This window comes from Lysinibacillus sp. FSL K6-0075 (genome assembly GCF_038592945.1).
Taxonomy (GTDB): domain Bacteria; phylum Bacillota; class Bacilli; order Bacillales_A; family Planococcaceae; genus Lysinibacillus; species Lysinibacillus fusiformis_F.
Map to the genome: position 1 here is coordinate 461,975 of NZ_CP151947.1, position 22,375 is coordinate 484,349.

The following is a 22,375-nucleotide window of genomic DNA, read 5'->3' on the forward strand; positions in this document are numbered from 1 at the left end:
TCTTCTTCGTATTGAAAAACAAAACAGTCAATTGAAAGGTAGAAATGGATTTCCGTTGCAGGCTACTTGCTTTCCTGTGGGCGAGCGCCGAATTGCTTCCTCCGCTACCGCTCCGTTTAGAGTTTTGCCTGTCTCACTATCCCACGGGAGTCAAGTAGCCTTCCACTTCAACCCACTGACTTTTTAGCAAAGGTTTTCAAATAAAGTGAAAGTGTTTACTACTCTTTATAGAGGGGTGTTATCACGCTTCACTTCTCCACATTGAAAATAAGAGCTCATCCCCTCTAAGAATACAGTTAATGGGCGATTTGATCGCTATGCTGCTATGAAAAAAAGTAAAGACACTTTGCAGAATGGTTGATTGGAGTGGAGCCAGCGTCACTCCTAGGGGATTGAGCGTCACAGAGGAGACCCTGGAGCGAACGTAAGTGAGTGAAGCGGCTCCTCGGACGCCCCCTGGAAAGGATGCTGGCGGAACGGAAATCAACCCCTCTCCTTGCAAAGTTGCTTTTTCTGCCGTTGACATCATCTTCTTATTTTATGCCCTTTATTCTGACCGATTTGTCTCAACATCCAGTAAACATTTAGAAAAAATAGTTCGTAAGGTTTGCAGTTCCTCTGCTGTAAGCATACCAAACATATTATTAATGATTTCACTCACTTGTTGACGAGATTCTTTTAATATGGTTTCACCGTCAGCAGTAATGATTAGTTGAGAAGCTCGGCGGTCTGTGGCATGCTGTGTTTTTTCAATAAAGCCAGCATTAATCAGCTTCGTTGTTAAAACAGTGACACCACCAGTAGTTACTTTTAACCGCTCAGCAATAGCAGAAGGGCGTTTTGGGCCCTCCTGCGATAAGTAGTCTAAAATTAAAATATGGGATTTTGAAAAGCCGAGTACATTATGATTATTCCACTCGTTTGCCCACTTACGCTCAATAGATGAAACGACTTCAAACAACGAGGTAATGGCTTTTTGTTTTTCTTGATCCATAGAAGGTCATCTCCAAAACTGTTTTAACTTTCTTGTGCCAATCTTGTCATCGCATTTAATTCGTAAGCACGTACTTTACGTGGGATAAAACGACGGATGTCCATCTCATTGTAACCAACTTGAATACGTTTTTCATCTATTATAATAGGGCTACGCAACATTCTTGGGTGTGCTTGAATAATGGCAAATAGCTCTTGAATAGAAAGTTGGTCGATGTCGATATTTAAGTTTTTAAAGTCATTTGAGTTTGTTGCAATGATTTCATCTGTGCCATCTTCAGTCATGCTTAGAATTTCTTTGAATTCTGCAAGTGTAAGTGGGTGAGATGTAATACGTTTTTCTTTATATTCTATGTTGTGATCTTTTAACCATTTAAGTGCTTTTCTGGATGAAGAACAGCTCGCTTGTGAGTAAATTGTAACTGTCATTCTTCATTCCTCGCTTTCTTTTTTAGATTATATTTTACAAATAGCTTATTAGTAAGTTAATAGTTTATATATATATCTTACTAGTAAGCTATATATAAATCAATAGTTAATTGAAAAAATTTCTCAATCGAATTAATATTTTTTCAGTTATATTAAAATATACGAAGATAAGCATAAAAAGTTTCGTTTATTCAGCTTACAATGATGTAAGTTTATGTTAACACTGCTGATATCACAGGAGATGACTTTTTTAAGCTATAAAAATTCATGATGAGTTAATAGGGACTACTAGAATTCTGAGTTTATCTCTTAGGAGAGCGTTAGTTGGAAGCAGGAGTGAAATTGTTAGTCCACTGATTATAGTATGTTTAAATGAGGATAATTATACATCGAAATTTTAAAAAAATTAAAAGAGCAGCCCCATAACATGTTGGAGCTGCCCTTGAAATAATTAGTCTTGGCTTTGTTGTCCAGATGTAAACCAATCTTGAACATTCCAGACTTTTGTTGCGAGTCCTTCATAGAAATCTGGTTCGTGACTTACTAGCACAATGGTACCTTTAAATTCTTTCATGGCACGTTTTAATTCATTTTTTGCATCTACATCTAAATGGTTTGTCGGTTCGTCGAATAGAAGCCAGTTCGCTTCCTCCATCATTAATTTACATAAACGAACTTTAGCTTGCTCGCCACCAGATAATGAATTAAGCGGACGTGTAATATGGTCAGTTTTTAGACCAGCTCTTGCTAAAGCTGCACGTACTTGGGCTTGTTCCATAGAAGGGAAGGCATTCCAAACATCATCAATCGGTGTGATTTTCTCTGCTTTTACTTCCTGTTCAAAGTAAGAAGGATACAGGTAGTCACCTCGAATTACTTTCCCACCAAGCGCATTAATTTTACCTAACATTGTTTTTAATAAAGTGGATTTACCCACACCGTTCATACCGACTAAAGCAATTTTCTCTCCTCGTTCAATAGCAAAGGATAGTGGGGGAAGCAATGGCTTGTCTTTATCGTAACCAATGACTAAGTTTTCAGCCTCCACAACATAGCGGCTAGATGAACGTGCTTCTTTAAAACCGAATTCTGGTTTTACAGCTGTTTCTGGGCGATCAATTCGCTCTAAACGATCAAGCTGCTTAGCACGAGATTTTGCACGACCGGTAGTGGAGTAACGTGCCTTGTTTTTGGCAATAAAATCTTCTTGTTTCTTGATGAAATCCTGTTGCTTTTCATAGGCTTCAATATGCTGGCGTTTATTGATTTCAGCAAGTTCTAGGAATTTTTCGTATGTTGCAGTATAACGAGTTAATTTTGAAAATTCCAGTTGGAAGATGACATCCACTGTTTCGTTCATAAATTCTGTATCATGTGAAATTAGAAGGAAAGCATATGGATAGTTCTTTAAATAGATTTTCAGCCAAGTAATATGTTCCTCATCAAGATAGTTTGTAGGCTCATCTAGTAAAAGTACTTTTGGTTTTTCTAATAAAAGCTTAGCGAGTAACACCTTTGTGCGCTGTCCACCAGAAAGTGCAGCTACATCACGCTCTAAACCAATGGCATCCAGGCCAAGTCCACGTGCCACCTCTTCAATTTTCATATCTAGTGAATAAAAATCTCCTGCATCTAATGCATCCTGCACTTCTGCCATTTGTTCTAATAGTACTTCTAATTCTTCTGGCGTTGCGTCTGCCATCTTGCCTGTAATTTCATTCAGTTCTTCTTCTTTTTTATATAATGGTAAAAAGGCATCGCGTAACACTTCACGCATTGTTCTACCAGCCGTCAGTACTGTATGTTGGTCTAGATAACCATAGTGTGTACCAGGAAGCCATTCAACTTTTCCTGTATCGTGGATCGTTTGACCTGTAATGATACCCATTAATGTAGATTTACCTACACCATTAGCTCCTACAAGCCCAATATGATCACCTTCCACTAATCGAAACGATACATCTTTAAAGAGTGTACGATCACCGAAAGAATGACCTAAATTTTCTACTGTTAATATTGCCATGTCTGTTCCTCCAACTGTCTTTCTTGTTTACATTTTATAGTTCTGCAAGCTGCTTGTTAAGTTCAGCCAATTGAGCTTCCATATTTGCAAGACGTTGCTCTGCTTTTGCTACCTGATCGTTATGCCCAGTAGACTCCAATTTTTCTATATCACCTTGTAAATTCATATAGTCCATTTTTAACTCTCTAATTTGGTATTCAATATCACTTTTTGTTGGCATAATGACTGCTCCTTTTGAGAATATTTTTATAGTGAATGCGTGTAAAAGCGATGGAGGTTTTGCTAATCCCCCACCGCTTATTCATTAAAATCAATCGGGTACTGGTTGAATTTACTTATGTCCCAACTTCTATAAGAGGAGTTGGAGTGAAAAATTCTTATATATTGTATCATAATCATCTTCGAAGTAGCACTAAGTAGAAGCGATATTATGACGGTCATAAGCAAAATCTAAGAGTAATGCTTGAAGTGTTTCATTATTACTAGCAAGATTGAGTTGTCGCTGTTTTCTCACTGCTCGTTCACTGCGAGCTTCATGTAAAAGAAACTCCATAACAGCATTTTGGATTTGTGATTGCTTCATTTTACGGCCAAGCCCTAGATGAATAAAGCCGTTGTGCTCCCGAGGGAAAGCATGTAAAAGCTCAGCTTCAGTTTGTGCAAGTGTAATGCATGGCACTCCGTAAGAGGCAATTTTATAAGGCGTATAGTTAGCATTACAAATAATGACATCTGCTTTAGGTAGTAGTTTGAGGAGTGCATTTTTATCTCGAAGAATGGCAGTATTGCGACGACTAAGCACCATCATTTGTAAGTCATCCGTTGCATGGCGATAGCTGTCGTCGATCATAACTGTAATTTGTAGTGGTATTTGTAGTTGAGTTAAGTGTCGAAGTGTTCGATACGTTAAATTATGCTCGTCCCCATCCTCAAAAGCAACGACGATATGAGGCGGGTTTTCAGGTGTTTTACTATCAGGAACGTCATCAAATTGTTGGTAGGCTTCTGGTAGGGCAAAAACAAAGCTTCCACCCAGATAATGCGATGGTAAATAATCTTTCACTTCTTGATAGAGTGCTAGTAATACACAATCACAGGCTTGGCCACCTTCACCAAAATCATCAAAGTGAATAATTGTTTTGCAGAAAGGTCGTAAATCCTCTACTTGCCAGCCTTCAGAATTCCGCCCATCTCTAACAATTAAATCAGGTTGAAGTCCTTTGATTTGCTTAGGCAATTCGTTAAAGTGATCAAATAAAATAGGAGAAATTCCTTCATTCATTAAAATTTGGATTCCGTCATTCGAAGGAGTCTTTACAAATATAAAAACCTTCTCATTCGTAAGTAGCTTAGCTAATGTTGAAACCCGTTCAAAAGGATACAGCCCTTTATCAATACAGCTTTCAATAATGAAAACAATCGTTTTTTTTGGTTCAATTGCGTGTGTTTCTTTTTGCAAATGTATCCCATCCTTTCCTCTGTCTCTTTAAATTATGGCGAAGAAAGAGCAAGTATGTGTAAAATTTAGGATTTGATAATGAATGCATCTAGAAGAATCTTCTAAAATAGCTATCTTTAATCTGTTTTAATCATCAAAAAATGGTCGATATAGATAGTAAGGTCAATTGTAGGAAAGATACATACAAACTTGAAAGTCTTTATCTTGATTCAGAAAAATTCCTCTGCAAAAAGAGGAGAGATGATTGTTTACTTTATTTATCATCTAATGTGTCAAGATAAAGCCTACGCAGGATATCACGGATTTGGAAGGAGAGCTTGTAGAGCAAGCTCGAAAAAATCTGGATGCTTTTAGACTGAGACGTAATTGATACACTATCAATATGTAGAAGGACGGGAGAAAAATGAGTATGCGTGCAGCGATTGTTGTAGGGGCGACTGGTTTAACTGGCTCTGCTCTGGTTGAACAATTATGTGAAAATGATGAGTATATTTCAGTAACAGTAATTGCACGAAGAAAGCTAACTTTTACGCATCCAAAGTTAGAAGTGAAAATTCGTGATTTTGATAGAATAGAAGAAAACGATATTGGATTTGCTCATGAGTTGTATTGTTGCTTAGGTACAACCATCAAAAAGGCAGGCTCTCGTGATATGTTTGAAAAGGTAGATTTTGAATACCCATTAGCAATTGCTTCTTTAGCAAAAAAACGGGGAATCCCTCATTTTCTTGTGATTACGGCAATGGGAGCCAATGAGAGTTCTCCATTTTACTATAATCGGGTTAAAGGAAAACTTGAGCGTGATTTAGAGGAACTAGGTTTACAAAGACTTTCCATTATTCGACCTTCACTCTTAGTAGGGAATCGTGATGAATTTCGTTTAGGGGAAAAGGCGGGAGAAAAATTATTAAAGCTTGCACAGCCTTTATTAATTGGACCTTTAAAACGCTCTAGAGCAATTGAAGCCACACAAGTAGCAAAGGCTATGATTATCATTGCCCTATACGGTAAACAACAGCCAGTCACTATTTATCCATCAGATGAGTTGGCAACATTAGAGTATCCTGAAGTACCAGAAGAGGACGTTTCAAGAGAGATATTATTTAATTGGGATAAGCTGAATGAAGGTGAGAAAGTAAATCGCGATGTTGTTATTAATCGAGATAAATATAAGCTTGAAGAAACGGTCATTGATAAGGAAGTCCATTTCCGACATCGTGATCAGGATAATGAATTTAGGGATTAATTTTGTCGTTCCGTCTAAAGACTGAATTTATATCGATTGTCATACAATCCTTTCCGAGCCACTTTTCATTTGTTACAATATTATTGTAGAAGATGAATGTGGAGGCAAAGTAAAGATGAAAATTTTACTCGTTGATGGCACTATGTTTGGTCGTAAAACTGGTGTTATTTTAGAGCAAGTGGAGCAATATATTAAAGAATTAGATGCTAGTTTCGAGTTAGAAATGATGCATTTTAGTCAATATAAGCATCAAATTGTGGATGGTTCACCATTAAATGATGATATGAAAAAAATGATTCAACAATTCGAGGAAGCAGACGCTTACATTATTGCAACGCCTATTTTCCAAGCGTCCATTCCAGGTGTTTTGAAAAATGCTTTTGACTTCTTACACCCTAAAACGATGCGCTATAAGCCCGTATCCATTGTTGCAAATGGCGGCACATACCAGCATCATCTTGTAGTCGAAAATCAACTAAAACCTATTTTAGACTACTTCAGAGCCCTTGTTACGCCAAATTATGTATATACACATACATCACATTTTGATGCCGATAATAACATTGTCGATGAAGATGTTCATAATCGTTTACGTGAATTAGCTCGTGTATTTGTTCAATATTGTGAAATGAGCAAGAACTTGCCGAAGGAAACGATTGATCAACATTAAGATAGCCCTTGTACGGTGGTAAGAAATCACTGTGCAGGGGATTTTTCTTTGTAAGTATTGTTTTAGGATGTGATAAAATAAAACTTTAGTGACTCAGGAAGGAGGGCTGCTCATGCAGGACATCGCTTTACTAGAAAAACAACGCTGTAATCTTATTTTGACCAACAAGGCGAAGGAAGCGGTAGAGGAATGCTCAGCAAACGAGCATGCCTTTTTTGCGTTACAAAGATCTTTTACTGTCTATATTGAAAAACGAAAAGCAAAAACAGTTGGTGAAACCTTTTTATCCATCTATTTTAATGCGGAGGACAATGATAAATTAAACGATATTCTTGCTGAGAAAACGGTCATTATGGATTGTGTGTTGAAGGTGGAAGGATTGCTGGCAACCAATATTCGATTTGTCCATATGCGTGGACCTATCAACACAAATCGTCGCTTAGCAGCCGCATTGCAATTTGTGACAAAGCCTAATAATGGAGCAGGTATTCCACTTGAGCTTCATACGAAAATAAGACAGCTACCGATAGCAGAAGAACGTACAGAGTATGTAAAAAAACGTATAGCCAGCTGGGAAGGCTATCTAAAAATTCAAGAACGAGATGCAACAATTGATGATATTCATACAGAATTTAAGCAAAGCTATTTCAATGAAGACTTCACACGCTTAACCATTGTATGCCCCTACATAAAGAGTAAAGAGTGGAAAAAGCTAGAGGGTTTAAGTGTAAACATTCAAGGAGTTCGTGGCGAAATAGGACAGGTTTTAAAGGCGAATGCAGGAAAGCAAACGGTTGAAATTGATTTAAAACCTTTCATACAGGACTTGGCTCGCAAGGATCAGCTGAACCTTCGTTCAAAACAAGCAAGCTTTAGTAATTTTGCAACATTAAGCCAAATTCGACGACTACGTAATGGTTTTACAAAGCTAGAAAAGGGTGAGGCAGTAAACCCTAATTTAGAAACAATACTGTTTGAGCGACGTCCGACAGTTCGCACATCCAAGATACAGGAAGATATTGAGTTTCACAATAATTTAAATGAATACCAGCGGCGAGCCGTTTTAGGCGCATTATCTGTTGAGGATTTATATGTCATTCAAGGTCCACCTGGTACGGGGAAAACGACTGTTATTTCAGAGATTTGTCAGCAAAATGTTAAAGCAGGCTTAAAAACACTTGTTGCCTCACAGTCGAATTTAGCAGTGGATAATGCATTAGGACGTTTGTTGTCCAATCAAAAAATACGAATTTTACGCTATGGTAGAACGGAAAGTATTGAGGAAGAGGGTAAAAAATTTATAGAGGAAAATGTTGCGCTTCAGTGGCGTGAGCAGACACTTGCTGCGATTGAAGAAGCAATTACAATATTTCCAGAACGTCAGCAAGAACTAGAAGCAAATCTTGTAAAAGCAAAAGATGAGCTAGCGAAATTAGAGCAATGGCTAGAGCAATTAACACAGGATATAGCCGCAAAAGAGCAGGCAGCTATTGAAGAACCTATTTTACAGCAGGAGATTCAAGCATTAAAAAAAGAATTGAAGGCTGCTAAAACAGAGCAACAAACATGTGAAGCACAAAAAGAGCATTATGAGAAACAGCTTGCTCAAATTGAGCCGATTGTACAGCAGCTTGAACAGACACTTGCTGAATACCCTTCAGTCGAGCAACTACAGCATGCGATTCAGGAAACTTCAGAAAAGGTGGAACAATTAGAGGCTGCTGCTCAATATAAAGAACTGCAAGAGCAAAAGCACCAGTTAACACAGCAATTTGAAGAGATACAGCAGAAATATGACATCGAAAGTAATCGTCTAGTCATCATGAAGGAAGCACAAAAGTATATATACACCTTAACTTCTTTTGAGCTTATCCAGCGTTTTTTACAACATTATCAAATTCGCCCCTCTCATGTACTTTCGCAGCAAATAGGGCGCTTGCAGCATTTGGAGGATGCAAAGGATTTAGAGGCATGGTCAACGATTAATGCTCGCTTACAAAAAGCGACTGCCAAGCTAGAGGCTTTAGTTACACATGAAGTGAAGGAACGTGCCCTTGCTAAAAGTAGATTACAGCCCGTCCAATCATTTTCGTTGCAAAACCTTACAGGGGTATTCGCTCAGCTAAACACGACGTTTCAAGATGGTCAAGCACCAGCAAATGATGTTATCGAAAGTTATTTACTGGGGCTATATATGCGACGTGATTTTGTTTGGCAAAAGGGAATAGCACTAAAGCAACAACAAGAGCATAAAGATCAGGAATATGAATCTTTTCGTAAAAATCTAGTAACTTTAATTCATCAGGAGTGTGCAATAACTAGCTTTGATGTGCAAAGTTACCAGCGACAGCTCCAACCATTTTTACAGCATACTGAGCGTTTACAACAATTAGCAAACGCCTTTCAGATTACTGAGGAGCCAGAAGAATCTGTCGAGTATTTGAAGATTCTTGCCTCACAAGCTTGTGAGTCCCTTCAACAAGCGAAAAAGCAGCTTGAGGCAGTGGAACAGGCTAAAGTACAACTCGTTCCTAAACAAGCCTCTCTACAGACTGTCCAAACGAACTTACAGGAAGTAGAACAACAGTTAACGCAAATGGAAGAACAGATAAAAGACATTAATATAGCTGGATTAAAGAAAGAGAAGCAATTAACAGTTTATACAAAGCTTTTACAATCTACGCCAGAACGAACGGCTGAAGAGGTGAAGGAAGCTATTCAAACTGCAAACCAAGCAATCGAAGCATTACAACGTCAGGAAAAACAGCTACCACTTCGCCAAAAACTACAAGAACAATGGCGTGAAAAACTACAAAACGCAACAGAGTATGATTTAGATGAAATTCGAAAATTGTATGTGCGTCATGCGAACGTTATTGGTACAACATGCGTAGCTTCTGCCAGTAAAGAGTTTATGGAAAACTATCCGACCTTTGATGTAGTTATTATTGATGAAGTTTCAAAGGCAACACCACCAGAATTACTCTTACCAATGCTGAAGGGGAAAAAGGTTATTTTAGTAGGTGACCATCATCAGCTTCCACCATTACTGGGGGATGATACGCTGGAAGAAACACTAAAGGCAATGCTAGAAGAAAATCCAAACTTTGATGGTGCACAGGAATTAAAAAATCTGTTGCGTGAATCATTATTTGAGCGTTTATTTAATAACTTGCCTCCAACACATAAACAAATGCTAGCATTACAATACCGTATGCATGAGAAAATCATGCAAAGTATCACACCATTTTATGCGAAAGAAGAAAATGGCTTGCAATGTGGCTTGCCAGATTCAGATGCAGCAAGGGATCATGGCTTAGAGGGTCAATTTGTAAAACGTGAAGACCATTTACTATGGATTGATATTCCAACAGAGAAACCTTATTTAGAGGAGCAGGTAAAAGGTGGAACGAGTCGTTATAACGAAGGGGAATTACAAACGATTCGCCGTATCTTATTAGATCTCAATGAGGCAGTGAAGGCGGCAAAAGAAGCAGGGCGTATGCCACACGATGCTCAGAAAAGCGTGGGTGTCATTAGTTTCTACGGTGAGCAGGTAAAGAAAATTAATCGCCTTCTTCAGCAAGAATTACAGCTACCACATCTGCAATTTAGAACAGGGACTGTCGATAAATTCCAAGGGATGGAAATGGATGTCATTTTAGTGAGTATGGTACGGAATACGCCTAAGGGTGGAGACATAGGCTTTGCCAGAGATTACCGTCGTTTAAATGTTGCTCTTTCTCGTGCCAGAGAGTTACTTCTACTTGTAGGAAGTGCCGATATGTTTGCAAAACGTGCAAAACATCAAGAGACAAGAGAGATGTATACGAATTTATTAAAGACAGTAAAATCCTACGATGGCTTGCGTAATCATGAAGGATTGGTGATGTAGAGTGTCAAAATTACAGCAACGACTAATGCGTGAGCTTCAACAAAATCGCAATATTAAGATTGTCAAAATGGCTGAATGGTGTATCCCCATTCGGACTGTCGATGTGACCTATGAGCCAGTTCGCCGTTCGACAATGGATGTCTTAATGACAATGCTTCTGCTTAGTATTCAGGAGGCTGATTTTGGAAACACACAGGAATTGAGTGAGCTATTGCTTGTGGATCCGTTATTTATTGAAGACTTGATTTCTTTAATGCTTCGAGTAAATCTTGTGAAGAACGAAGACGACTTCTATAGGCTAACTGAAAAAGGACAGCAGCAGCTAGGACGAGGTATTTTTGAAGAAGAACTAGAGGAAGAAACCTCCACGCTTTACTTTAGTCCTTGCCATCAAGCATTTCTTACTGTCGATACGAATAATGATGAATATGATGAACTGCCAGAGCTCTATCGTTATATTGACAAAGAGGCTGAACAACAGGAACAGTTTGAGGAGTCCATGGTGATAGCAGCATTACAGGAAGTGGATGAAGAAGAGGAAGGTAACTCGCAAAAAATCATCGCAAAAATTGTTCAAACAGAAGCGCAACAAATTAATGATAGCCCATGTTTAGAATTTGTTCTTTATGATAAGGAGCAGGATATATTATTTGTACGAGTTTGGAATACATTGCTCAATCAATGGGATCATCGTTTAGAGCAACAGCTTGCAGACAAAGAACAGTTAACATGGCGTGAGCAATATTTGTCTTGATTTAGCAGGAGTTCAAATACTAGAACAAAAACGAACGTGTGTCGCGTTCGTTTTTTCATGTTGTTGCAAAATGATGATGTCAACGGCAGAAAAAGCAAGTTTGAAAGGTGATGGGTTGATTTCCGTTCCGCCAGCGTCCTTTCCAGGGGGCGTCCGATGAGCCGCTTCACTCACTTACGTTCGCTCCAGGGTCTCCTCTGTGACGCTAATGAACTGCACCCAAAATATTGGACTTAAAAATCTACTATAGGGGGTGCAGTTAGTGATTTCTGATGAACAAAAATTAGCCGCAGTTCTAGCTTACTTTGAAGAAAAAGAAAGTACGTATCAGATTGCCAATAGATTAAAGAGGGATCGACAGTACATTCGATTATGGATTGAATTATATCGATATCATGGCATCGAAGGAATTATTCGTCCTCAAGGGTTCACGAATTACGAAGATTCTTTTAAAATAAAAGTAATTCAACACCTGATAGAGACGGGCGATTCGCTCCTTCAGACTGCTGCGAAGTTTAATATTCCTTCTCGTGAAACCATTCGGAGATGGAAAAAACAATGGATGTCAAAGGCTGGAGAGGTGCTCTATCAAATAGAAAAGGAGCACCAATCAATGCCAAAAAAACAACCACCTTCGTCCGATTTAAATGAAAAAACAACGGAAGAGTTAAAAGCGGAAATTGAGTATTTACGGATGGAAAACGCCTATTTAAAAAAGTTGAAAGCCTTAGTTCAAGAAAAGGATGCCTTCACATCCAAGAAAAAGTAAGAGCTGTTTATGAGCTAAGGTTGGATTTTCCTCTTCAAGCTCTATTAAAAGTCGCGAAACTTAAGAAAAGTACGTATTATTATCATCTCCAAAAATGGGTAAAACCAGATAAATATCAGGCGATCAAAGAACGAATTCAGACGCTTTTTCATTACCATAAGGGGCGTTATGGCTATCGTCGTATTTGTTTAGCCCTCCGAAATGAAGGGTTTTTCATCAACCATAAAACGGTCCAACGATTGATGCAAGAATTGGGGTTAAAAGGGACGGTACGCCCTAAAAAATACCGTTCGTATAAAGGAACAGTCGGCTATGTCGCAGAGAATGTCATCCAACGTGATTTTGAAGCCACTGCACCCAATCAGAAATGGGTAACCGATGTCACAGAGTTTAAAATAAACGGTCAAAAAATCTATATATCTGCTGTATTAGATTTATTCAATCGAGAGATCGTTGGATATGAGGTATCAAAATCACCTAATTTTGAGTTAGTTCAACAGTCTTTTAAGAAGGCGTTTACGTATACAAAGTTATCGAAAAAGAGTGGCTTAATCATGCATTCTGATCAAGGATGGTTATATCAAATATCACGTTTTAAAGCGTTATTGGCAACACATGAAATCAAGCAAAGTATGTCACGGAAAGGAAATTGTTTAGATAATGCCGTGATAGAAAGCTTTTTTGGTATTCTGAAATCAGAATTTCTGTACACAACTACGTTTAGAAACTATGAAGAATTCAAAAAAGCGTTGGTAGACTATATCCACTACTACAATCATGAACGGATAAAAATAAAACTCAACGGAAAAAGTCCCGTTGAGTATCGAAAAGCTTCGTAAAAAAGTTTATATTTTTGGGGTCAGATCACTAAATCCCCTAGGAGTGACGCTGGCTCCACTCCAATCAACTATTCTGCAAAGTGTCTTTACTTTTTTCATAGTAGCATAGCGATCAAATCACCCATTATCTGTATTCTTAGAGGGGATACATTTCAATGTGGAGAAGTGATGCGTGACAACACCCTCTTCTTAAAGAGTATTGAACACCTTCACTTTATTTGAAAACCTTTGCTAAAAAGTTAAATATTTATGGGTTGGAGTGGAGGGCTACTTGACTCCCATGGGATAGCGAGACAGGCGAGCCCCTACACGGAGCGGTAGCGGAGGAAGCGGCTCGGCGCTCGCCCACAGGAAAGCAAGTAGCCTGCAACGGAAATCCATTTTCACCTTTTACCAAAATTCTATTGATGGTTTTGTTTTTCAACACTAAGCAAAAACGAACGTGTGTCGCGTTCGTTTTTTTGTTTTACACGATAAATTTACAAAGTTAGGTGATAATCGAAAAAACTTTTCGATAAAATACTGCATTAGCACATATTACAACATTGTTAAGGAGGGGACAGATGTTAACGATTAGTTTATGTATGATTGTTAGAAATGCACAATGTACGATTGAAAGATGCTTAGATTCGGTTCAGCACCTAGTAGATGAGATCAACATCATTGATACGGGTTCAACTGATCGTACGAAAGATATTGTCCAAAATTTTACCTCTCGCATTTATGACTTTCCCTGGTGCGATCATTTTGCTAAAGCACGAAACTTTTCCTTTCAGCAGGCAACAAAAGACTATATTTTATGGCTCGATGCTGATGATGCCATGACAAAGGAAGATCAACACAAGTTCAGTCAACTAAGGCAATCGTTATATCCTTCTATTGATGCTGTAACAATGGATTATTATTTGACGCTTGATTGTGATGGAGAAGTGGAGTGTAGTGAACGAAAGTATCGTCTAGTAAAAAGGGCAAATCATTTTCAATGGGAGGGTGCTGTCCATGAAAATTTAAGGGTGTCCGGGCAGTTCTATCATAGTGATATCGCTGTCACCCATTTACCGTTAACACAAGATATTCATCGCAATATTCGTATTTATGAGGGATTAATAAAGGATGGGCAATCTCTTTCAGCAAGAGAAACATTTCATTATGCGAATGAACTAAAATTACATCAACGTTACCTAGAAGCTATTAATCAATACCATCTATTTTTGGATAGCAACTTAGGCACTACAGATGATCGCATTGAGGCTTGTTTACATGTAGGGGAATGCTATCGACGTTTACATGATGATCAACAAGCACAGCAAGCTATTCTGCAATCCTTCCTATATGATCGACCAAAGCCAGAAGCATGTTGCCGAATGGGCCAATTTTTTATGGAGCAATTAAAACATAAAGAGGCTATTTACTGGTACTCTCAAGCCTTGCAACAAGCTCCTGTCGACACAATGACTATCCAAAAGCGGGCTTATTCAACATGGATTCCTCATTTACAATTAAGTCTGCTATATAGGGAGTTACGGTTATTTGAAAATGCCTATCAGCATAATCTAGAGGCACAAAAATGGAAACCGCATCATCAGGAAATAATTAATAATGAAAAATATTTACTTAGTCAATTAAAGATATAAATCTTTCTTATGGGAAAGGTACATCAATAAACAAGACATAAATAGCTTGGCCAATTAACACAGAGACACCTACAACGACCGTCATAAAAATCACATTGCGTGGTCTAAAAGTTTTCGCGTCCATTAAAAACCTCCCTTATAGAATGTTCAGTCAATTCAAGATATGTTTTGAAGGGATGAGTATGCATAATGAAAGAGCAAATTCACTCTAAATGTGAATTTGCCCGTTGATAACTGTCTGCTATTAGCTGTATTCTTGAAAAATACTCACAGTGTGCAATGCGCTGTGAGTATTTTTTCATGCAATTAAAGTGTATTATGAGCCTGTTAAAACATTATACTGGAATACTAGAAATACAAAGGAACTTTACAATTGAATCTGTTTTATTTATCCAATTATGAGGGGTGGTTGAATCTAAGAAAATACAATCATAAGGATGTAAATCATGTTCCTCTTTGTCAATAACGATGGTTAGTGTTCCTTCCAAAACGTAAAGAAATTCTTGGCCTGAATGTGAATAAGAATCCTCTCGATTTGCACCTGGATTCAACAATACTAAGATGGGATTAAAGAGTGGATTTTCAATGTTCCCTGCTAAATCTCTATAAAAAAATTGGTTATGCATGGTGTTCGTTTTACTAATAATATTACGCATAACTGTCGGTGCAATCTTCTCATCAGACTCTGAAAAAAAATAGCTTGGATTGACACCAAGTGCTTCAGAAATTTTTTTCAATGATTCGAGCGTTATGGATGATTTTGATCGTTCAACCTGGGATAAAAAGCTAATTGAAAGATTTGTTTGATCAGCAATTTGTTTTAATGTTAACTTCCGTTCTTTTCGTAAACATTTTATTTTTGCTCCAATTATGTCAGTCACTTTTCTCCACTCCTGTTACAGATATTAGTCCTATTTACTATTGTAGGAAAGTTTATGTAGTGAAATTCAAGATGTAATCTCACTATGGAAATAAAAGTTAGGTAAATATTTTTTCATAGTTGTATGTTAAGGGTTATTTTATTATTTTGTGATTTGACTAGCCACAATAAACTCCGTTCTTCGCGAACATCTAGCCCCCAAAGTAACCGTACAATAGTAGTTATTTTATCACGATTTCTTATATTGCATTGGTCGTTCATCTACTTATTTCACCAAATAGAAGGAGCCACGTTGATAAGGATAACACAAAAGCTTTAATTTCAGAACGGTTACAAACAATCGTCTGTAGAGCAATCTATCTCATCAAAAAATAGTGTTCATTCAAGTTTAAGTGTCACTTAAACAATTATGCGTAATATCTAAATAAAAGAAGATTATATTTAAAAATATTCCGAAAATTTAGTTTACACAGAAAATTCGGTGTGCTATTATCTTCAATAATTGAAGCTGTACTTCAATATTGTTTTTATTGAATCAAGTATTCTATCAAATAATAAAGGAGAATGAAGATGAATTTTCATGGTATTTTGGTTCCGATAGTGACTCCATTTAAACAGGATCTAAGTCTAGATGTAGAAACTTTAAAGCAATTGACAAACACATTTATTGACAAAGGTGTTAATGGTTTAGTGGTGTGTGGTACAACTGGTGAATATTACGCCTTGAATGAAGCGGAACGTGAAACTGTTTTAAGAACGGTGTCAGAAGTTGCTAAAGGTCGCATAACGTTAATTGCAGGTATTAATGATTTATCAACTGAAGGGGCAGTTAACCGTGCCAAACAAGCTAAAGATTTAGGGTATGAAGGTTTAATGTTATCACCCACACCTTATAGTTTACCTGACCAAGGTGGTTTGATTGCTCATTACGAAACGGTGGCAGCAGCAACTGATTTACCTATTATCATGTACAATTTTCCTGCTCGTATTGGCATTGAAATTGAATATGAAACGGTGGTGCATTTGGCTAAAAATCAGAATATTGTTGCTATTAAAGAGAGTAGTGGTGATTTTAGCCGTGCACTACGTTTGCTACAAACTCCATTTGAGAATTTTGAAGTGATTTGTGGTTGTGACGATCAACCAATAGACTTTTTCTTTTGGGGTGCGAGAAGTTGGATTGCTGGAGCAGGTAATGTGTTCCCTGAAGATCAAGTAGCCATGTTCAATGCTGCCATAGCTGGGGACTGGGATAAAGCACGACAAATCATGAGGGAGATCTATCCTGCTATTCACTCTATGGAATCTGGTAACTACAACCAAAAAGCTAAATTAGGTTGCCTGAAAGGTGAAATGAACGTAGGTACAGTGCGCCTACCTTTATCTGATTTGTCAGAAGAGGAAAAAAAAGGGTTTTTGGCATTCTTTAATAAATAAATTGGAGGAAAGATAAATGACCGTATCAAAAGAACAAATCTTTACCCTTGCAAAAGAAGGGAAACTTTGGGCTGGTAACTTAATTGATGGTTTTTCGAGCGCAGACTGTAAAATAGAAAATCGCACCCCGATTGACAACAGCATAATTGGCTATATAGCCGATGGCAATGCACAGGATGTAGAGGCTGCTGTCAAGGTAGCTAGAGAAACATTTGAAACAGGTACTTGGAGTAAGTTATCCCCGAGTGAGCGAAAAAAAGTAATGATTCGCTGGGCACAATTACTAGAAAAACACAGTGAGGAATTGGCCGCCTTGGATTGCGTAGATGCAGGTAAACCTATTACGGAATGTTTGAATACTGATATACCAGCAACCATTGATACATTTTATTGGTATGCGGAAGCCATTGATAAAGTCTTTGGCAAAGTTGCTCCTACAGGTAAAGATGCTTTGGGTTTGATTGTCACTGAGCCCATTGGCGTAGTTGGTGCGGTATTGCCTTGGAACTTCCCGGCGCAAATGTTTGCTTGGAAAGTAGCACCTGCTTTAGCAGTAGGTAATTCTGTGATTGTAAAGCCAGCCGAATTAACGTCACTTAGCGCATTCCGTATGATTGAACTTGCTTATGAAGCGGGCGTGCCTAAAGGAGCATTAAGCTTGGTGTGTGGTTTGGGAGAAAAAGTAGGTGAACCTTTGGGAAGGCATATGGATGTGGATGTTGTCTCGTTCACTGGTTCAACAGAAGTGGGTAGATATTTCTTAAAATATTCAGCCGAAAGTAATCTTAAAGAAATCATTTTAGAGTGCGGTGGTAAGAGCCCACAAGTGGTGTTTGAAGATGCAGATTTGGATGCGGCAGTTCCACATATTTTATCTGCAGCTTTCTGGAATATGAGTGAAAACTGTAGCTGTGGTTCTAGATTGATTGTACATGAATCTATTAAAGAGGAATTATTAGAAAAATTAAAGGCTGGCTTAACCAGCTGGAAAGTTGGAAATCCAATGGATGAGTCGGTCGCCATTGGTCCTATGATTGAAGAAGCGCACTTTGATAAAGTAAAATCATTCTTCGACATTACTATTCAAGAAGGTGGTCGTTTAGTTACTGGTGGTAATATTCACTGTGATATGGGCAGTGGTTGGTACATTGAACCAACTATTTTTGATAATGTAACCGCCAACATGACCTTATTCCAACATGAAGTTTTTGGTCCGATTTTAGCAGTTAGTACGTTTGAAACGGAAGAAGAGGCCATTGCACTTGCTAATAATACTTCCTATGGTCTAGCTGCATCTTTTTATAGCCAAAACGTACAGCGAACGATGCGCGTGGCACGTGCTATAAAAGCAGGAACTGTTTCTGTAAATGGCTTTAGCGAGGGCGATATCACCACCCCGTTTGGTGGTTTCAAACAATCAGGTTTTGGTGGTAAAGATAATGGCTTGGAAGCACTTGAGCAATATGTGCAAACAAAAGTAATTTGGTACGTTCATTCATAATAATTTGAATCAGCTTTTATGGGGGAGTGTATATGGAGAAAACAGACAATAAGCAACTAAAAAAAGTTGTTGCTGCATCGATGATTGGATCTGTAGCTGAATGGTATGAATTTTTCTTATATGGTACCGCATCTGCTCTCGTTTTTGGAGAATTATTTTTCCAGAAAACAGGGAACGCTATTGACGGCATCTTAGCTGCATTTGCACTCTATGCAGTAGGATTTCTAGCCAGACCAATCGGTGGACTTGTTTTTGGTCATTATGGTGATAAAATTGGGCGTAAAAATTTACTACAAATCAGCTTAATCATTGTTGGAATTACGACTTTCTTAATGGGGTGTATTCCAACATTCAGTAGTATTGGGTATTGGGCTCCAATCTTACTTGTGACTTTACGTTTAATTCAAGGGTTTGCTTTTGGTGGAGAATGGGGAGGTGCTGTTATTTTAGTATCTGAGCACAGCCCGAACAATCGTCGTGGTTATTGGGCAAGCTGGCCACAGGCGGGTGTGCCACTGGGGAATTTAATAGCTACAATTATCCTTTTACTTTTGTCTAAAAACTTAAGCCCTGAGCAATTTATGGATTGGGGTTGGCGTGTAGCATTTTGGTTCTCAGCCGTTGTTGTACTAATTGGTCTTTGGATTCGTAAAAGTGTAGATGATGCCCCTGTTTTCAAAGAAGCACAAGAAAAACAAGCGCAATTAGAAAAACAACAATTAGGGATTATAGAAGTGGTTAAATACCACAAAAAAGCGATAATTGCAGGTATTGGAGCTCGTTTTGCAGAAAACATCTTATACTATATGGTGGTTACTTTCTCCATCAGTTATTTAAAACTCGTTGTCAATAAAGACACTACGCAAATCTTATTATTAATGTTTGGTGCTCATGCTATTCACTTTTTCTTCATTCCATTAATGGGTCACTTAAGTGATATTTGGGGGAGAAAGTCAATCTATATTACAGGAGCCGTTTTAACAGCGTTTTGGGGATTTATTGGGTTTCCAATGATGGATACAGGAAATGATTGGCTCATTATGTCTGCTATTACTCTTGGTTTATTCATTCAATCAATGACGTATTCGCCATACTCTGCATTAATGACAGAGTTATTTCCAACTCATATCAGATATACAGCCTTGTCCTTATGTTATCAAGTAGCACCAATTTTAGCAGGCTCATTGGCTCCATTAATTTCATTAAGTCTTTTAAATAAATTTAATAGCTCCATCCCAATTTCAATTTATTTGGTTATATCAAGTATCATTTCTATTTCATGTATCATGCTGGTGAAAGAAACAAAAGGAAAATCACTTACTTTTAAGAAAGCACAGTAAATAGGTTTACTAGCTATAACTGTTAAAATTATATACGATAAGCAATTTAAATATAGGTAACTAGTTCAATCAATATAAAGATGAGCATGTTTGATTTTTTTCAAAACATGCTCTATATTTACATTCTATTTTTAATCGAACTTTAACCCCTTTAATGCTTCAGCAAGGGCATTGTTCACAGGCTCCTCGTTGTTTTGTTGCTTTAAGTACTTTTGTACAGAGCGCTTGTCGACCTTGCCTCCGCCTTCTTTTTTGCGTCTTGCTTCAAAGGCAGATAATTTTTCACGATAGCCACATTTACAAACGAAAATTTGACCATCGCCTTCTCCACGAAGCTCTAATTTTTTATGACATTGTGGACAACGTGCATTTGTAGTGCGTGAGACATTTTTACGATGCCCACATTCGCGATCTTGGCAGACAAGCATTTTTCCTTTCTTGCCATTCACTTCAAGCATCGGTTTTCCGCAATCAGGACATGATTTGGTTGAGATATTATCATGCTTATACTTTTTGTCACTACCCTTAATCTCTGTAACAATTTCCTTTGTGTAATTTTTCATCTCGCTAATAAATATATCTTTTTTTAGCTTGCCCTTTGCAATAAGCTCAAGTTTTTGCTCCCAATCTGCTGTCAGGGCAGGGGATTTTAATTCCTCTGGCACTAGGTCGAGTAGTTGACGACCTTTAGAGGTAATATATATATCTTTGCCACCACGCTTTTCTATTAAGAAGGAATTGAAAAGCTTTTCAATAATATCTGCACGTGTTGCGACTGTACCAAGACCACCTGTAGATTTTAATGTGTCGGCTAATTTTTTATCATTCGTAGCCATATATTTTGTTGGGTTTTCCATTGCTGATAAAAGAGTAGCTTCGTTAAATCTAGCAGGTGGCTTTGTTTGACCAGAAGTTTGGGCAAGAAGCTTTACTTTTAACATATCGCCTTTATCAATGCAGGGCAGTATTTGCTCCTTGATGTCTTCAGCTGTGTCCTCATCATCAAAGCGATGCTCATAAACTTCCTTCCAGCCAGATGATAAAATCGTTTTTCCACGAGCAATAAAGCTTTCATCGCCAATTTTTGCACGAAGTGTGAGCTGTTCATATTCAAAAGCAGGCAGTAGCACAGCTAGGAAACGTTTTACAACAAGATCATAAATTTTACGTTCTTTATCAGAGAAAGCAGAATAATTTACATAGCCCTCTGTTGGAATAATCGCATGATGATCTGATACTTTACTATCATCGACAAAGGCCTTTGTTGGCTTGATTGGTTTAGTAAGCAGTTTATTAGCGATGGAGCGATATTCACCAATACCACATGCCTTTAAGCGTTCAGGTAGTGTGGCAACGATATCTTGAGAAATAAAGCGAGAATCCGTACGTGGATAAGTTAACACTTTATGTTGCTCATAGAGTTTTTGCATAATATTCAAGGTTTCTTTCGCTGAGTAGCCGAATATTTTATTGGCATCACGCTGTAATTCTGTTAAATCATAAAGGCCAGGTGCAAATGATTTTTTAGGTTTCTTTTCAATGTCCGCAACGATAGCATTGCTATTTCCTATTTTTTTCACCAGTGTATCGATTTTTTCTTTATCAAAGCTACGACTATTACCATTCTTGTCTTGCCATGTAAGCTTTAAGTTGTCAGTTGTTTGCGCTTCAATACCATAATAAGTTTGTGCCTTAAAGTTTTTAATTTCATCTTCACGCGCAGCAATTATCGCTACTGTTGGTGTTTGTACTCGTCCGCAATTCAACTGTGCGTTAAAGCGGGTAGTTAAAGCACGAGTAGCATTGAGTCCGATATACCAGTCTGCCTCTGAGCGAGCTACAGCAGAGGCATATAGATTATCATATGCTTTGCCAGGCTTTAGATTGGCAAAGCCATCTTTAATTGCCTTATCTGTAACAGAGGAAATCCATAAGCGTTTTAGAGGCTTTTTAATTTTCACTTTATCGAGTATCCAGCGTGCTACTAATTCACCTTCACGTCCAGCATCTGTAGCAATGATGACTTCACTGACATCATTACGTGTAAGCTGACTTTTGACCGCATTAAATTGCTTTCCAGTTTGCTTTATAACAGTTAATTTTAGTCGTTCAGGTAACATGGGTAGATCTTCAAGATTCCATGTTTTATATTTCACATCATAGCTTTCAGGGTCAGCCAGTGTCACAAGATGTCCAAGCGCCCAAGTAACAATGTATTTATCTCCCTCAAGGAAACTATTTCCTTTTTTATTACACTTCAGTACACGTGCGATATCACGTGCTACAGAAGGTTTTTCAGCGATTACTACGCTCTTTGCCATTGTTAACACCCTTTCATAGTTCCATGGTTTTAAATATAGCATAGGTTGAGTGGGTTCGCAGTTTAACTGCAATGGAAAATGGATTTGTTAGACAAAGAAATGGGAGGGAAGAAAATTTGTCATGAGGAGCAAAAAAAATTCATATGGTATGTATGTGTTTATAGGTTTTTAATTTCTGTTCCATG

General features: G+C 37.9%; 17 protein-coding genes. 10 read left to right on the top strand and 7 right to left on the bottom strand.

Going from position 1 to position 22,375, the window contains the following annotated elements:
* Positions 1-547: 547 nt before the first annotated feature.
* The 5 genes from MHB65_RS02170 to MHB65_RS02190 form a co-directional block, all read right to left on the bottom strand.
* Entirely contained in the window at positions 548-994 is a 447-nt protein-coding gene (locus MHB65_RS02170; protein ID WP_342442351.1) for a MarR family transcriptional regulator, read from the bottom strand.
* Positions 995-1,017: 23 nt separating this feature from the next.
* The gene (gene spx, locus MHB65_RS02175; RefSeq protein ID WP_004225558.1) at positions 1,018-1,422 is read right to left on the bottom strand and encodes a transcriptional regulator Spx; all 405 of its coding nucleotides are present in this window, start codon (positions 1,420-1,422) and stop codon (positions 1,018-1,020) included.
* 451 nt (positions 1,423-1,873) lie between these two features.
* Entirely contained in the window at positions 1,874-3,445 is a 1,572-nt protein-coding gene (locus MHB65_RS02180) for an ABC-F family ATP-binding cassette domain-containing protein (RefSeq protein ID WP_342442352.1), read from the bottom strand.
* A gap of 34 nt (positions 3,446-3,479) precedes the next feature.
* Entirely contained in the window at positions 3,480-3,665 is a 186-nt protein-coding gene (locus MHB65_RS02185; RefSeq protein WP_004225556.1) for an SE1832 family protein, read from the bottom strand.
* Positions 3,666-3,857: 192 nt separating this feature from the next.
* Positions 3,858-4,904 carry a CMP-N-acetylneuraminic acid synthetase gene (locus MHB65_RS02190; RefSeq protein ID WP_205446683.1) on the bottom strand — a complete coding sequence of 349 codons (1,047 nt, stop codon included), beginning with the start codon at positions 4,902-4,904 and terminating at the stop codon, positions 3,858-3,860.
* 403 nt (positions 4,905-5,307) lie between these two features.
* On the opposite strand from MHB65_RS02190, the gene MHB65_RS02195 reads away from it, so the two are divergent.
* From MHB65_RS02195 to MHB65_RS02225, 7 genes are all read left to right on the top strand, one after another.
* Positions 5,308-6,150: an oxidoreductase gene (locus tag MHB65_RS02195; RefSeq protein ID WP_342442353.1), complete on the top strand. Its 843-nt coding sequence runs from the start codon at positions 5,308-5,310 to the stop codon at positions 6,148-6,150.
* Positions 6,151-6,265: 115 nt separating this feature from the next.
* Positions 6,266-6,820, top strand: a complete 555-nt coding sequence (locus tag MHB65_RS02200) for an NADPH-dependent FMN reductase (protein ID WP_205446685.1) — start codon at positions 6,266-6,268, stop codon at positions 6,818-6,820.
* A gap of 112 nt (positions 6,821-6,932) precedes the next feature.
* Positions 6,933-10,715, top strand: a complete 3,783-nt coding sequence (locus tag MHB65_RS02205; protein ID WP_342442354.1) for an AAA domain-containing protein — start codon at positions 6,933-6,935, stop codon at positions 10,713-10,715.
* Between the two features lies 1 nt (position 10,716).
* Positions 10,717-11,469, top strand: coding sequence for a hypothetical protein (locus MHB65_RS02210; RefSeq protein ID WP_342442355.1), 753 nt, complete (start codon positions 10,717-10,719; stop codon positions 11,467-11,469).
* Positions 11,470-11,731: 262 nt separating this feature from the next.
* Positions 11,732-12,238 carry a helix-turn-helix domain-containing protein gene (locus MHB65_RS02215; protein WP_342442356.1) on the top strand — a complete coding sequence of 169 codons (507 nt, stop codon included), beginning with the start codon at positions 11,732-11,734 and terminating at the stop codon, positions 12,236-12,238.
* On the top strand, positions 12,223-13,077 hold the full coding sequence (locus MHB65_RS02220) for an IS3 family transposase (RefSeq protein ID WP_342443689.1): 855 nt from the start codon (positions 12,223-12,225) through the stop codon (positions 13,075-13,077). The genes MHB65_RS02215 and MHB65_RS02220 overlap by 16 nt, the downstream gene beginning before the upstream one ends.
* Before the next feature lie 563 nt (positions 13,078-13,640).
* Complete coding sequence (locus MHB65_RS02225) at positions 13,641-14,711, top strand: glycosyltransferase family 2 protein (RefSeq protein ID WP_342442357.1); 1,071 nt, start codon at positions 13,641-13,643, stop codon at positions 14,709-14,711.
* 335 nt (positions 14,712-15,046) lie between these two features.
* On the opposite strand, the gene MHB65_RS02230 is transcribed toward MHB65_RS02225, so the two are convergent.
* Entirely contained in the window at positions 15,047-15,592 is a 546-nt protein-coding gene (locus MHB65_RS02230; RefSeq protein ID WP_342442358.1) for an XRE family transcriptional regulator, read from the bottom strand.
* 569 nt (positions 15,593-16,161) lie between these two features.
* Here MHB65_RS02230 and dapA point away from each other — a divergent pair.
* From dapA to abaF, 3 genes are read left to right on the top strand one after another with little or no spacing between them, the layout of a single operon-like run.
* Positions 16,162-17,028: a 4-hydroxy-tetrahydrodipicolinate synthase gene (gene dapA / locus MHB65_RS02235; RefSeq protein ID WP_342442359.1), complete on the top strand. Its 867-nt coding sequence runs from the start codon at positions 16,162-16,164 to the stop codon at positions 17,026-17,028.
* 16 nt (positions 17,029-17,044) lie between these two features.
* Positions 17,045-18,529, top strand: coding sequence for an aldehyde dehydrogenase (locus MHB65_RS02240; RefSeq protein WP_342442360.1), 1,485 nt, complete (start codon positions 17,045-17,047; stop codon positions 18,527-18,529).
* A 32-nt stretch (positions 18,530-18,561) separates the two neighbouring features.
* Positions 18,562-19,869 carry a fosfomycin efflux MFS transporter AbaF gene (gene abaF, locus MHB65_RS02245; protein WP_342442361.1) on the top strand — a complete coding sequence of 436 codons (1,308 nt, stop codon included), beginning with the start codon at positions 18,562-18,564 and terminating at the stop codon, positions 19,867-19,869.
* Positions 19,870-20,000: 131 nt separating this feature from the next.
* Here the strand turns inward: abaF and MHB65_RS02250 are convergent, their stop codons facing one another.
* On the bottom strand, positions 20,001-22,190 hold the full coding sequence (locus MHB65_RS02250; protein ID WP_342442362.1) for a DNA topoisomerase III: 2,190 nt from the start codon (positions 22,188-22,190) through the stop codon (positions 20,001-20,003).
* Positions 22,191-22,375 lie beyond the last annotated feature (185 nt).

Bases quoted from the DNA above. Each gene is read 5' to 3' on its own strand.
- MHB65_RS02170 (WP_342442351.1), bottom strand. From the start codon at position 994: ATGGATCAAGAAAAACAAAAAGCCATTACCTCGTTGTTTGAAGTCGTT.
- spx (WP_004225558.1), bottom strand. From the start codon at position 1,422: ATGACAGTTACAATTTACTCACAAGCGAGCTGTTCTTCATCCAGAAAA.
- MHB65_RS02180 (WP_342442352.1), bottom strand. From the start codon at position 3,445: ATGGCAATATTAACAGTAGAAAATTTAGGTCATTCTTTCGGTGATCGT.
- MHB65_RS02185 (WP_004225556.1), bottom strand. From the start codon at position 3,665: ATGCCAACAAAAAGTGATATTGAATACCAAATTAGAGAGTTAAAAATG.
- MHB65_RS02195 (WP_342442353.1), top strand. From the start codon at position 5,308: ATGAGTATGCGTGCAGCGATTGTTGTAGGGGCGACTGGTTTAACTGGC.
- MHB65_RS02200 (WP_205446685.1), top strand. From the start codon at position 6,266: ATGAAAATTTTACTCGTTGATGGCACTATGTTTGGTCGTAAAACTGGT.
- MHB65_RS02205 (WP_342442354.1), top strand. From the start codon at position 6,933: ATGCAGGACATCGCTTTACTAGAAAAACAACGCTGTAATCTTATTTTG.
- MHB65_RS02225 (WP_342442357.1), top strand. From the start codon at position 13,641: ATGTTAACGATTAGTTTATGTATGATTGTTAGAAATGCACAATGTACG.
- dapA (WP_342442359.1), top strand. From the start codon at position 16,162: ATGAATTTTCATGGTATTTTGGTTCCGATAGTGACTCCATTTAAACAG.
- MHB65_RS02240 (WP_342442360.1), top strand. From the start codon at position 17,045: ATGACCGTATCAAAAGAACAAATCTTTACCCTTGCAAAAGAAGGGAAA.
- abaF (WP_342442361.1), top strand. From the start codon at position 18,562: ATGGAGAAAACAGACAATAAGCAACTAAAAAAAGTTGTTGCTGCATCG.
- MHB65_RS02250 (WP_342442362.1), bottom strand. From the start codon at position 22,190: ATGGCAAAGAGCGTAGTAATCGCTGAAAAACCTTCTGTAGCACGTGAT.